Origin of the sequence: Streptomyces sp. NPDC006430 (assembly GCF_040612395.1) — a bacterium.
GTDB lineage: Bacteria > Actinomycetota > Actinomycetes > Streptomycetales > Streptomycetaceae > Streptomyces.
Map to the genome: position 1 here is coordinate 38,357 of NZ_JBEXQA010000018.1, position 13,211 is coordinate 51,567.

Consider the following 13,211-nt stretch of genomic DNA (forward strand, 5'->3'; position numbering starts at 1 on the left):
ACGCGGCGTGCTGCCCGTCCTGTAGGTGATTCGGCCGGAGGCCGCGGAACGGTTGCACCGTGGCAGCCGCCGACTGTCCGAATCAGCAGAACCGCCTGCGCGACGCCGTGCTCGCCGCACGGTGCCCCACCACCGCCCCGGCCGAGCAAGCCGTCCGCACCGGCGCCGGAATCAGCGGCCGGCCCCGGCCCCCCGCCGGGGCCGATCGTCCGGGTCTGGTCACGCCGACCGGCTACCGTTCCCCACGAGACACGCGTGCGGGCCGGTACGTCCGGTACGGGACCCGAACGTCACCGACCGGGGCCCGCCCCCGCAACGGCGGACGGGGCGCCACCCGCGGTCAGGGCCTCCAGGATCAGGTCCACGGCCTGGTCGGCCCCCGAGTCCGTGCAGCCGCTCGGCCAGGGCGGCGCCGATGGCGCCGGTGGCGCCGGGCACGAGGACACGTGCACCGTTCACCTCCACGACGCACCTCCTGTTCCGTTACGCGGGTTCGGCACAGTGCACCGAGCCGGGCGTGGCCTCAGTCCTGGGCGGGCATGATCGCGGGCGCGGACGCTGAGCCCTGTGCGGGGGCGAGCACCGCCTGGCGGTCCCGGCGTCGCGTGACCAGGGACTCGTGGGCGGCCTCGCGGGGGTGGCGGCGCCGCCAGTACGGGTTGTCGTGCGGCAGTTTGCTCGACACCCGGCCGTACATGCCGAAGCAGGCGATGAGCAGCCCCATGAGGAAGCTGAACATGACATTGGTCATGCCGAAGTCCAAGACGTTGGCGGAGCGCCCCAGGACGAAGACGTGGAAGAAGCCGCTGAGCAGGAACAGAGCGCCGACGGTCATGTTGAGCGTTGACGCGAAGTTGCCGCCGACCACGGCACCGCAGATCAGGACGAGGCCCACGACGACCGAGATCAGGCTGAGCACGCCGTTGGTCGACATCCCGGCGATCCGGGTTCCGTCCGTGTCGAAGGGACTGAGCTGGTCCGCGAAGCCCAGACAGCCGAAGACCAGCAGGATGACACCACACAGGCCGGCCCCGTACCGGTACACCTGGGCCAGCCGGTGATCGACGGGAAGTTCCTCGCGAAGCCTCATGACGTGTCCTCTCTCCCGTGCCCGTAAGCGCCCCGCCCGTGACAGGCCGATACCCCGTCCGCTTTCGTCACTTATTCTCCGAAAAGGGGGCAAACGGTTGCAGGGCCTTCACGGACGCATCCGGGGCGCTCCCCGAGCACGAAACGCGTGCGGCTTCCCGGGCAGGCCGTACCCCGGACCGCGGTAGCGAGGAGGCACTGTCATGACGATCACTCACTGGCTGTTCGGTGACCAGCTCGGGCCACATTTCCTGACCGCCGGAGCCGACACGCCCGTGGTGATGATCGAGGCCCGCTCGGTCTTCCGACGCCGCCGCTTCCACCGGGCCAAGGCACATCTGGTGCTGTCCGCGATGCGCCACCGAGCCGCCGAGCTCGGTGACCGGGTCCGGTACGTACACGCCGAGACCTATCGGGAGGGCCTGCGCGAGGCGGTCGGGGACGGCCCTGTGACGGTGCACCACCCAACGTCGTACGCGGCACTGCGACTGGTGAGGTCACTCGACTCCGTGACCATGCTGCCCGCGCGCGGTTTCCTCGTCGCGCACGACGACTTCCGCGCCTGGGCCGACGGGGCCGACGGGCACGGCGGGCAGCGGCTGCGGCAGGAGGACTTCTACCGGTGGGTGCGGCGCTCGCACGACCTGCTGATGGACGGTGACGGTCCGGCGGGCGACCGGTGGAACCACGACCACGACAACCGCGAGCCCCCGCCGAAGGGGGCGCGCACCCTGGGCGCCCCGCCGCCCTATCGGCCGCGGGAGGACGAGATCGACGAGGAGGTGCGCCACGATCTCGACCGCTGGGAGCGCGAGGGCTCCGTCGCCTTCGTCGGCCGGGACGGCCCCCGCCGGTTCCCGGCCTCTCGGCGTGAGGCACTGGCCGCGCTGCGCCGCTTCGTCGAGCACCGGCTCGCCGGGTTCGGGCCGTACGAGGACGCGATGCTGGCGCAGGACCCGGTGATGAGCCACAGCCTGCTGTCGTCCTCGCTCAACCTCGGCCTGCTGGACCCGGCGGAGTGTGTGGAGCGCGCCGAGGACTCTTGGCGGGCGGGGCGGGCTCCGGTCAACAGTGTGGAGGGGTTCGTCCGTCAGGTCGCCGGCTGGCGCGAGTACGTCTGGCAGCTGTACTGGTACTTCGGCGAGGACTACCGCCACCACAACACCCTGCGGCACCACGAGCCGCTCCCGCACTGGTTCCTTGAGCTGGACGCGGACGCGGTGCGGGCGCGGTGCCTGGCCTCGGCGCTGGCCCAAGTGCGGGACACAGGATGGACGCACCACACTCCCCGGCTGATGTTGTTGGGCAGTCACGCGTTGCAACGGGGCTGGGACCCCGGGGCGGTGACGGACTGGTTCCACCGCTGCTTCGTCGACGGCTACGACTGGGTGATGGTCCCCAATGTCGTCGGCATGTCGCAGTACGCCGACGGCGGGCGCATGACGACCAAGCCGTACACGTCCGGCGGCTCCTACGTGAACCGGATGAGCGATCTGTGCGGCGGGTGCGCCTACCGGCCCGGTGAGCGGGTCGGCGAACGAGCCTGTCCGTACACCGTCGGGTACTGGGCTTTCCTGCACCGGCACCGGGCCCGCCTGGAGCGCAATCCACGGATGGTGCAGCCGGTCCGCGGCCTGGACCGCCTGGCGGACCTGGAGGAGGTGCTGCAACAGGAACGGCAGCGCGGCGACGGCCCGCCCTGACCGGCGGCCGGCTGGCGCCGCAGATCGTGCAGCACCTCGCGGGCGGGCAGCGCACCGGAGGCCAGCGCGCCGGAGGCCAGCCCACCGGTGGCCGGCCCGCCCGAGGACGGCGCGCGCCCTGGACGGAGCCGGTGGCGCGGTGGTCGCCGCACGCGTACCGGCCCGGCGCCACCCGCGTGGTGCGGGTCAGCGGCTGGGCGCCAGCGGCGGTTTCGCCAGCACCCCGGGGCCTCCGTCGGTGACCGCCCCTCTTCCGGGGTCAGCCGGCCGTGTGGACGCGGCCCGGGGCAGCTCGGCCGCTCGTCCGTCCGAGGGACGTGGCGGGGCTGTCCACGGCGTTCTCGGAGCCTGGTGCGGCACGGTGGCGGCATGCGCCGCTGGTCCCTGCCCCTGCTCCTCGCCGCCCTGCTCGCGGCCTCCGGATGCGTCACCGTCCGCCCCGCCCCCACCCGGCCCGCCGGAGTCCCTACCGCCCCGGCACCGGCGGACCACAGGCACCCCGCCGTACCCCTGCCCGCGCGGCTCGACCCCGGGCCCGCACTGCCCCTCTCCCGCTTGCCTGAGCCCCCATCCGCAGCCCCGACCACCAGCGCTCCGGAGGCGGACCTCGCACGCCACTCTGATCGCCCCGCGCCCACGCCCCATCGGACGGGTGGGCCAGGCCCGTCCCGGGCGCGCAGGGCCACCCCGCCGCTACCAGACACGCGCCCCGAGGTGAAACCCAAGGCGAAGGTGAACGCGCGGCTGAGTACCCGCGCGTCCGCATCGCACCGCCCGGTCCGGGCTGCGCCCGGGGTGGAAACCGCAGGGATGGCGGAGCTGTGCCGCGCCGCGCACGGCATCACCAGCCCCGCCGTAGTCGTCCTGTGCCACCAGGCCTACGGCTGGTGACCCGTGAGCTGGCGGCGTTGATTCATTGCTCTGCTGGCCCCGCGAGGAGCATCATCACCATTGCGGCGAAACCGAGCGTCGACTGAGAGCAGCAGGCCATGGCGAACGCGCATCCGGTAGACCGGCAGGCTGTCTACGACGACTACGAACGTGTACGGCAGACCTTCCACCGTCTGCTCGACACCGCCTCCGAGGCCGACTTGGCCCGGCGCACCAGCGGCACGCGGTGGAACAACGAGCAGCTGCTGTGGCACATGCTCTTCGGCTACATGGTCACGTGGCGGCTGCTGTTCCTGGTACGCGCGTTCGGGCGGCTCCCCTCCGGTTTCGGGAAGGCGTTCGCCCGGCTGCTGGACGCGGCAACGGGGCCGTTCAACCTGATCAACTACCTCGGGCCGTGCGGGGCCGTGAAGGTCTACGGGCCGCGCCGGACGAGTGCCGCCTTCGACCGCCTCATCGACTCACTGCGGGGCAGGCTCGCGGCGGAGCCCGAGGCCGCCCTGTCTCGCGGGATGCACTACCCCGTGCGCTGGGATCCCTTCTTCAAGGACTTCATGACGCTCGCGGACATCTACCGCTTCCCGACCCAACACTTCGACTTCCACCACGCCCAACTCACCCTGGACCCCCACCACTGACGGCAGGGCGATCGGCGCAGGCCGACGCTCCGCGGCCCGTCCTACCTGGTGTCGCACGAGTCCCCTGAGCAGCAGCCCGTGGAGCTGAGCGAAGACCCTAGCGCCAGTGAACCCCGGTGCGGTGCACGTACGAGAAGACCCGTAAGACGGTGTGCCATGACCGAATAGGACACCGACAAGGATCTGCGGCCACTTCTAGTGAAGATCACCATCTTCGGTCGGACCACGCTCATCGAGGATGGGAGCAGGGCCCATCCGGAGCGAGACCTGCGGGCATGTACAGCCTCGCCTGGTCACCGCTCTGGAGGGCACGTTCGGCATCGTCGTCCCCGGCGGGGCCACCGGCCAGCTGGAAACCGTCGACGACGCCCGCCGCTGCATGGAACCACTACTGCCGCGGCGACTACGATCCCCGCATCCGAAGGACCCCACGAGTGAGCCTCCGCGAGATCAAGCCCGGCAACCGCGGCTACCTCTACGTCAACAGCCATCCGACCGGCTGCAAAGCGGTGGTCGACCTCATGTGGCAGCGGACACCAGACCCTGCCGATGACGAGGGCGACCGGCCCGGCCCGGTCGCCCTCGTCATCGGCTCCAGCGCCGGCTACGGACTGGCTGCGACCCTGGTCGGCCTACGCGCCCGCCGGATGCGCGGACTCGGCATCGCCTTCGAGTCCACCGCGACCGAGCGCCGCACCGCCAGCGCGGGCTGGTACCGCACTGCGCGGACCGCCGAACTCGCCGCTGAGGCCGGCGCTGACTTCACCTTCCTCAACGGCGACGCCTTCTCCGACGGCGTCAAGGACGAGGCCGCCGACCAGCTCGCCTCCCGCTTCGGCAAGATCGACCTGCTCATCTACAGCATCGCGGCCCCGCGTCGCACGGACCCGCTGACCGGCGAGGTCCACCACTCCGTCATCAAGCCGCTCGGCACCGACTACCGGGCCAAGACCCTCGTGTTCGAGGACGGCGTCCCCCAGCTCGGCGAGATGCACCTGCAGGCCGCGGACGAGGCCGAGCGCGACGCGACCGTGCAGGTCATGGGCGGCGCCGACTGGCAGCTGTGGATCGACGCCCTGCAGTCCAAAGGCCTGCTCGCCGACGGCTTCCAGACCGTCGCCCTCTCGTACGTCGGTTCCGACATCACCGCCCCCGTCTACCGGGCCGGAACCATCGGCGCCGCCAAGCAGCACCTGGAGGACACCGCCCGCGCCATCAACACCCAGCTCAAGGGCGCAGGCCACGCGTACACCGTCGTCGCGGGCGCGGCCGTCACCCAAGCCTCCACCGCCATCCCGAGCATCGCGCTCTACACCAGCATCCTTCACCGCGTTACCGGTGACGGCTGGCAGGCCACCGTCGACCAGGCAGCGGCCCTGTGGAACCAGCTCGCCGGTGACGCCGCACTCGACCTGGACGGCCAAGGCCGCATCCGGTTGGACGACTGGGAGATGAATCCCGCGGTTCAGGCTGCCGTCCACGCCACGTGGGACCAGGTCGACGCCGACACCGTTGCCACCAGCGCGGATACTGATTGGTTCCGCAACCAGGTCGGCCAGCTCTACGGCTGGGACGTGCCCGGTGTCGACTACGAGGTCGCAGCCGAGACCACCGTCCCGTGGCCCGCTTCCCCGTCATCTGACGTCTGACGTCTGACGTCTGACGTCTGACGTCTGACGTCTGACGTCTGACGTGTGACGTGTGCCTCGCCGTACGGCCCTCCGCATCGTCGTCCAGCTTGTGCAACATGATCCCGCCGAACCTGGTCGGCTTGCCGAGCTGGTCGGCGATCGCGGTTCCGCTGTTGTCGAGCTTGCGGTGGACGACGTCGACGTAGCAGCCCGCGTCGTCGAGCTCCCACAGCTTCTTCGCGACGATCTCGGCGTTCTCGCCAGGTGAAGACGTGAGCGGGGAGAGCATCAGCGCGGACACGGTGTGCGGGGCCTTCGGCGGCAGGAGATATCCAAGATCAGGCTTCGGGAGGCACTTCCGCCTGGGTGCGTCGGGCGTAGGCGCGAGCGGCTCGGGCGCGGTCGCCGCACCGGATCGAACACCAGTGGCGGCGGCCGTGGCGCAGGAGGTAGCGGTTGCACGGGGTGGAGCCGCAAGCGGTGAGGCGTTCGGCGTCAGGGCCGGTGAGCAGGTCGGCGGCGTCGTCGGCGAGGACCGCGAGGGCGTGTTCGACGATCTGGGCGGTGGGATGGGAGGCGGCTCGGTACGGGCCGCGAGTGAGGTCCCAGTGCAGCATGGAGGCTGCGGGAGCACGGGTGAGCGCGTCATTGACGGCGGCGACGGCCCCGGGGAGGGCGGGGTGGCCCCCGATCCTGGCGGCGAGCAGTGCTCTGACCTGTTCGCGCAGCGACCGCAGCTGTGCGGCGCACGTCTCCTGCAATTCCACATCGTCCGGGGCGAGGTCGTGTTCGATCAGCCACTGGTTGGCGGTGGCGGGGGCGCCGAGGAGGTCGACGAACTGACCGCCGGGCAAGGCTACGGCACTGTTCGCGAAGTCGAGTGCTGGATGCTGCTCCGCACCCGGTGCGGGTGGCAGGACAGGTTCGACGGGCACGATCTCCTTCATGACTCTCATGTTACGGGTTGCATCCATCCATGAGAAGCGGCTAGCGTATTTCACGGATAGACCGCTCCCCATCCGTGAGGTGTTTCTCGTGGCTAACTCCAGCCTGTCCAGTGAGCAGATCCCCGTCCGCGTCTTCGGTGGTCCTACCGCCCTCTTCGAATACGGTGGCCTGCGATTCCTGACCGACCCTACCTTCGACGCTCCCGGCAACTACCAGGCAGCGGGCCGCCCGCTCCTGGCCAAGACCGCGCCATCCTCCGGCCGCCCCGCCGACCTCGGCCCCATCGACGTGGTCCTGCTCTCGCATGACGAGCACGCCGACAACCTCGACACCTCCGGCCGGGCACTCCTCGCCGACGTGCCCCTCACCCTCACCACCCCCGGCGGCGGGCAGCGCCTGGGCGGCAAGGCCAAGGGACTGGCCGACTGGGAGGCGATCGAGCTCGACCGTCCCGGCGGCGGCACGATCACCGTGACGGCCGTGCCCGCCATACACGGACCCGGCAAGCGCGAGGAGGTCGAACCGGTCACCGGCCAAGTCGTCGGCTTCGTCCTGACCGGGGACGGCCTGCCCACGGTCTACGTCAGCGGCGACAACGCCTCGCTCGACGTGGTCGAGCAGGTCGCCGGGCGGTTCGGCCCGGTGGACACCGCCGTCCTCTTCGCCGGAGCCCCTCGCTTCCCCGTCGTCTTCGACGGCGCGCTCCTCGTCCTCGACAGCGCCCAGGCCGCCGAAGCCGCCAAGGTCCTCGGCGCCCGCCGGGTGGTTCCCGTCCACTACGACAGCTGGGCCCACTTCACCGAAGGCCGTGACGACCTGGTGGCCGCCTTCACCGATGCCGGACTGGCCGACCGCCTGGACCTGGGCGACCAGTACTGACCGGTCTGGCCCGGGCGCCGGTCGGCGCCCGGGTCGGGCCGAACCCGTCGGCCACCACTCGATGAGCCCGGAGCGCAGGTTGGTCGAGCGCGGCCGGGCCGTGCCGTAAGGTGGGGTTCACCGACGCGGGGTGGAGCAGCTCGGTAGCTCGCTGGGCTCATAACCCAGAGGTCGCAGGTTCAAATCCTGTCCCCGCTACTGCCCAGAAGGGCCCGGATCCTCCGTGGATCCGGGCCCTTCTGACGTATGTGGATCGGGCTCAGGCGAAGCGCGCGCTGCGCACGGGACCCGAGGAACGGACCCGGTCACGTGGGCCGCTCGCCCACAGCACGGCCGCGCGGGCGACGAAGGCCGCCAGTGCCTCGTCCGGGTCGGTTGGGGTCTGCCCGTCACCCTCCTGCGGGGCCGGATCGGCAGCCAGGATCGCCTCGGCCAGTTCCTCGGCCGAGCGCCCGTCGGGCTCTGACTGCTCCACCTCGCCGTCCTCGGAGAACCGTAGGCCCGACTCCCAGGGAGCGCTCACGCTCTGCGCCAGCAGGGTGGAGACGTCGGCCGTCGCGGCGGGCGTCTCGGTCCAGCAGGTGGCGTGCTCGAAGAGCAGTTCGCCGACCGCCCGCTCCCTCAGCGCAGCCACCAGGGCGGGATCGCACTCGTTCAGGTCGTACGCGACCACCAGTGCGTTCGGAGTGCCCGGCTGGTAGGGGGAAGCCGGGACGTCGAGTAGGTGTGCCGCCGCCAGGCCGAGCGCCCGGCTGCCCCGGTCCGGCAGCAGGCCGATGGACGCGGGCTTGCGGCCGCTCGCCTGCAAGACCGTCCGCAGCCGCTCCAGGCCGTGTCGGCAGGAGTCGAAGTCGTCCTGTACATAGGCCCAGCGGCCGGTCATGCCCTGTTCGAATCCGTGCGGTGAGAGGGTGCTGAGCAGTCCACCGGTCAGCACATGGTGCCAGCCGCGCAGGTCCTGGATGCCCGTCGGCGGCAGGGCCGCGGCACGTTCGAGCATCCGCGCGACCCGTTGGCCGGGCTCGATCCAGAGTCCCTCGGGCGTCGAGAGGGCGTCGAACACCTGCTGGGCCATGTGGATCTGACCAGACATCAGGGCGTTGTAGACCGTTAGGTAGCGGTCCGGCCAGTCGCTCAGCAGGGCATCGTGTTCGCGGAGCAGGGCCAACGCCTCGACATGCCGCTCATCGCGCTCCAAGGACGTCACCAGCTCCAGCAGGACCCGGCGGGTGGTGAGCTTCGGATCGGACTGCTGCTTGGGCTTGCGACGGAACAGACCGGTGCGCTCCGGTGCCGGCGGCGCCAGAGTCAGCCGCAGCGCCTCCTTCAGGGCGGGGACGGCCAGCGCAGGGATGCCGCGCTCGACGCACGCATAGCCGAACTGGTAGAGCTGGTCGGCCTTCCCGGGCCGGGCCACTAGCGCTGTCGAGGCCTCGGAGAGATCCGTGAAACCGGCGCCTTCGGCCAACCTGGCCACCAGCGGCGCGATCTCGACGGACACGAGCTCGTCGGCGGCGAGCCGCAGGGTCCGCATCGATCCTTGCGGGTCGCCGGACTCGAAGAGCTCCCAGGCCTTGGACAGTTCGGTGGTCATGTGGCTCCGGTGATCGGGGGACGTTGAGTCCTCAGGATGATCTCTGGCGGCCAGGCGTTCGGGCAAACCATTTCACTTGGTCGCCCGGAAAGGTCATCAAGGAGGGTGCGATGGATGGGAGGGAGCGGCACCGCGCCGTGCCGCCCGCTGCCATCAGGCCGAGCGGCCCCTCCCACAGCGCTCGGGGCCACCGCGGGCAGCCCACGAACCACATTCGTTCATTTGTTCGACATCTGGCAGGATGCAGGAATGACGATGGATCGTGACGTCCCTCCGGAAATCGGCGCCCGTGACCCGGGGACCTGGTCACCCGAGCCGGGGATCCCTGGTGATCTACTGACGGCGAAAGCGCTGGCCTATGACCCAAGTGGGTTCACGTGCTCACAACCGGTGCCCGAAGCGGAGAGCGCGGAGTACGGAGCCTGCGAGTTCACGCTGGACGGCCTCTCGGTCAGGTTCCGCGTGGCTAAAACGACCCCAACGAAGGTCGGCCAGTTCGTCACGGTCTGGAAGAGGTCCGCGAGCGGGCCAATCCGGCCCTTCGACGCTCACGACCCCGTTGATCTTTTCGTCATCAGCACCCGCGAGGGCGAGCGGTTCGGGCAGTTCGTGTTCCCGCGGGACGTGCTCCGTGCGCGGGACATCGTGTCAACGGACGGTTCCGGCGGGAAACGGGCATTCCGCGTCTATCCGCCGTGGGTGACGACCACCAACCGCCAGGCCCGCAGCACACAGACCTGGCAGGTGGAACACTTCCTCCGGCTGCCCGAAGACGAGCCCATCGACCTTCCCCGCGCCCACGCGCTCTATCACCCCGCTGGGCACGGGCAACAGTGCCTGACCGGCGGAACCGCGCGCTTCTAGACCGTGCCTGTGAGCACACGAGCGACACCCTCCAAGCCGTCACCAGCCGTCTATCCCACCCACCAGCAGGCCACCGACCTGACCTCGGCTCAGCAGTATGAACGGCGAGCCACGCCGAAGCCTTCGCCGCCTCACCGCCGACCGTGCACGAACTCCTCCGGACACGACACGAGCACACTGCCCGCCCAACCGACGGGAACGACCAGCCGACCCGAACACGCCCAGGGACATAGCCCGGTACGGGCACGCAGGAGAAACGGAAACCGGCCGGGGTGCCGCAGGACCGGCGCGCACGCAGCTACTCACTGCCCATCCGTCGCGCGGTGCGGGTTCTCGGTGTACGCCTCCGTCGCGGAGCTGGGGCGTAGCGCCGGCCGCCGCGCGGACGGGATCGCACCCTGTCATCCTGGGGCTGGGTGCATTGTTGATCGGCGTGCCCGTGTGAGCCAGCGCTGGGGGATTTTGAGCGGACCGGACGGTGGCCATGACGACTCCAGACGACATCCGTCGACGCCGCGGAGAAGCGTCACGAAGGCCGCAGGCCAGGGTCGTGCTGGACGCCCATGGTCTGATCGCGGAGTGGAGCCAGGAGGCGGAGGCACTGCTGGGCTACCCGGCCCATGAGGTCGTGGGCCGTCCGGCGGCCGGATTGCTGACCGGGACCAGCGGGACGACGACAACCGGTGGTGCCGCTCCCGAAGCGGTGCCGGTGACCGGTGGCTGCCGGGTCACTCTTCGCGACCGAGCGGGTCTGCCGCTGGAGGCCGAGCTGTGGGTGTGCCCGCGGGTGACCGAGGATGCCGCGCTCACCTGGACGGTTTCCCTCGCCGAGGCACGCGGGGTGGACCCGCGCGAGTATGACCGGGCGGTGCTGGGCGCGCTGCTGTCCCAGTCACCCGTCGGGCTGCACATCGTCGACACCGACCTGCGCCTGGTCCGGTTCAATTCCGCCTCGCAGGGAATGCGCGGCGTACGGGCCGAGGACGTCATCGGGCAGCGTGCGCGCGACGTCGCTCCGGGCCTGGTGACCGACGTGATCGAGCAGATCCTCCAGCACGTGCTGGAGACCGGCGAGCCGGTGATCGACTTCATCCAGCCCGGTTATCCGCCCGCCGACCCCCTGCACGAACGGGTTTTCTCCATGTCGGCCTTCCGGCTACAGAACCCGGCCGGCGATGTTCTGGGCGTGGCTACCGTGGTCGTCGACGTCACCGACCGGTTCCGGGCCCGGGCGCGCCTGGACCTGCTCGACGACGCGAGCACGCAGATCGGCACCACCCTGGATGTCGCCCGCACCGCCGAGGAGCTGGCGCAGGTCGCGGTGCCGCGGGTGGCCGACGCAGTGGCGGTGGACGTGCTCGATTCGGTGTTCTTCGGGCAGGCACCCGAGCCCGGGCCGGTCACGGACGACGTCACCTTGAGGCGCACTGCCTTCCGCACGGCCGACGGCTACGGCGACGGCGACGGCGCGCAGTCCGCATACGCCATCGGTGAGAAGATTTCGTTCGACTCCCCCACCCCGTTCACCCAGGTCCTGGCCGATCTGCGGCCCCGCCTGATACGGCACGTCGACGGTGACAGCGAGTGGCTCGCCCGCGACCCCACCAGGGCGGTTCGCATTCGCGAGGGCCGCGTTCACTCGCTGATGGTGGTGCCCCTCACGGCGCGCGGGGTCGTGCTCGGCCTGGCCGGCTTCTACCGGGCCAAAGGGCCCGATCCGTTCGACGAAGACGACCTGACCGTCGCCACCGAACTCGCCGCGCGGGCCGCCGTCTGTGTGGACAACGCCCGCCGCTACACCCGCGAACACACCGCAGCGCTGGTTCTGCAGAACAGCCTCCTCCCCCAGCGGCTACCCGCCCAGAACGCGGTCGACGCAGCGTTCAGCTACCTGCCCGCCGGTGCGGGAGGCAGGCCTTGGTACGACGTCGTCCCGCTGTCCGGGGCGCGGGCGGCGATCGTCGTCGGAAGCATCGCCGGGCACGGCATGCACGCCGTAGCCACCATGGGCCGCCTACGGGCCGCCACCCACAGTCTCGCCGCCTTGGACCTCGCCCCGGACGAGGTACTGGCGCACCTGAACGACCTGATGGTCCACCTGGGCGAGGAAGGCCAGCAGGCTGCCGCAGGCCAACCGCATGACGACCGCCCCACCACCGCCACCTGCGCCTACGCCGTCTACGACCCCATCTCCCGACATCTCGTCCTGGCACGCGCCGGCCATCCGGCGCCGCTCATCGCCTACCCCGACGGCCGAGTGGAGGCCGTCGACGCACCCGAGGGACAGCCCCTGGGCGCAAACGGCATGCCGTTCGAAACCGCCGAACTCCAGCTGCCCGAAGGCAGCCTGATCGCCCTGTTCAACCACGGGCTCGTCCGCGGCGAGCCGGATGAGGGGCTGCCCCGGTTGCAGCGGTTGCTGGCCCACCCCCGCTCCACCGTGCAGGAGACCTGCGACGCCGTCATCTACTCCGAACTGTCCGGTCGCCCTGCCGAAGACGTTGTCCTGCTCGTCGCACGCACCCGCGTACTGGGCGAGGACCAGGTCGCGTCCTGGACCTTCCCCAGCGACCCCGCCATCGTCACCACCGCCCGCACCCTGGCCGACCGGCAACTAGCCAGCTGGAAAATGTCGGACCTCGCCTTCACCACCGAACTGGTGGTCAGTGAACTGGTCACCAACGCTCTCCGCTACGCAGGCGGAACCATCCAACTGCGCCTGATCCGCGACCGCGCCCTGATCTGCGAGGTGACCGACGGTAGTAGCGCCGCACCGCACCTGCGCCACCCGCGCACCACCGACGAAGGCGGCCGCGGGCTGCTGCTCGTGACCCAACTCACCCACCGCTGGGGCACCCGCCACAACCCCCGCGGCAAGACCATCTGGACCGAACAGCCCCTACCCGAACGGCCGACCGCCACCCAGCCGCCCGCCGCGGACACCTGACCCGGGCCCGCCACCCGACGGCGAGTC

The 13,211-nt window shown here is 70.7% G+C and carries 9 protein-coding genes and 1 tRNA gene; 7 read left to right on the forward strand and 3 right to left on the reverse strand.

Annotated features, from left to right (window positions below; all coding sequences use genetic code 11):
- Window positions 1-523: 523 nt before the first annotated feature.
- Entirely contained in the window at window positions 524-1,090 is a 567-nt protein-coding gene (locus ABZZ20_RS23830) for a DUF4383 domain-containing protein (RefSeq protein ID WP_356872689.1), read from the reverse strand.
- Between the two features lie 202 nt (window positions 1,091-1,292).
- On the opposite strand from ABZZ20_RS23830, the gene ABZZ20_RS23835 reads away from it, so the two are divergent.
- The 3 genes from ABZZ20_RS23835 to fabV all read left to right on the forward strand — a co-directional run bounded on the left by ABZZ20_RS23835 (window position 1,293) and on the right by fabV (window position 5,970).
- Entirely contained in the window at window positions 1,293-2,792 is a 1,500-nt protein-coding gene (locus ABZZ20_RS23835; protein WP_356872691.1) for a cryptochrome/photolyase family protein, read from the forward strand.
- Window positions 2,793-3,781: 989 nt separating this feature from the next.
- On the forward strand, window positions 3,782-4,321 hold the full coding sequence (locus ABZZ20_RS23840; RefSeq protein ID WP_356872693.1) for a DinB family protein: 540 nt from the start codon (window positions 3,782-3,784) through the stop codon (window positions 4,319-4,321).
- 434 nt (window positions 4,322-4,755) lie between these two features.
- Window positions 4,756-5,970 (forward strand): enoyl-[acyl-carrier-protein] reductase FabV, encoded by a 1,215-nt coding sequence (gene fabV, locus ABZZ20_RS23845; RefSeq protein WP_356872695.1) that lies wholly within the window; start codon window positions 4,756-4,758, stop codon window positions 5,968-5,970.
- A 320-nt stretch (window positions 5,971-6,290) separates the two neighbouring features.
- On the opposite strand, the gene ABZZ20_RS23850 is transcribed toward fabV, so the two are convergent.
- Window positions 6,291-6,908: an ABATE domain-containing protein gene (locus ABZZ20_RS23850; protein ID WP_356872697.1), complete on the reverse strand. Its 618-nt coding sequence runs from the start codon at window positions 6,906-6,908 to the stop codon at window positions 6,291-6,293.
- Window positions 6,909-6,987: 79 nt separating this feature from the next.
- Between ABZZ20_RS23850 and ABZZ20_RS23855 the strand changes: the two genes are divergently transcribed.
- Both ABZZ20_RS23855 and ABZZ20_RS23860 read left to right on the forward strand, forming a co-directional pair.
- Window positions 6,988-7,779: an MBL fold metallo-hydrolase gene (locus tag ABZZ20_RS23855; RefSeq protein ID WP_356872698.1), complete on the forward strand. Its 792-nt coding sequence runs from the start codon at window positions 6,988-6,990 to the stop codon at window positions 7,777-7,779.
- Between the two features lie 124 nt (window positions 7,780-7,903).
- Window positions 7,904-7,977, forward strand: a tRNA-Met gene (locus ABZZ20_RS23860).
- Between the two features lie 61 nt (window positions 7,978-8,038).
- Here ABZZ20_RS23860 and ABZZ20_RS23865 read toward each other — a convergent pair.
- Window positions 8,039-9,373: a hypothetical protein gene (locus tag ABZZ20_RS23865; RefSeq protein ID WP_356872699.1), complete on the reverse strand. Its 1,335-nt coding sequence runs from the start codon at window positions 9,371-9,373 to the stop codon at window positions 8,039-8,041.
- Window positions 9,374-9,595: 222 nt separating this feature from the next.
- On the opposite strand from ABZZ20_RS23865, the gene ABZZ20_RS23870 reads away from it, so the two are divergent.
- Window positions 9,596-10,237: a MepB family protein gene (locus ABZZ20_RS23870; RefSeq protein ID WP_356872701.1), complete on the forward strand. Its 642-nt coding sequence runs from the start codon at window positions 9,596-9,598 to the stop codon at window positions 10,235-10,237.
- A gap of 550 nt (window positions 10,238-10,787) precedes the next feature.
- Window positions 10,788-13,184 (forward strand): SpoIIE family protein phosphatase, encoded by a 2,397-nt coding sequence (locus tag ABZZ20_RS23875; protein WP_356872703.1) that lies wholly within the window; start codon window positions 10,788-10,790, stop codon window positions 13,182-13,184.
- Window positions 13,185-13,211: the final 27 nt, after the last annotated feature.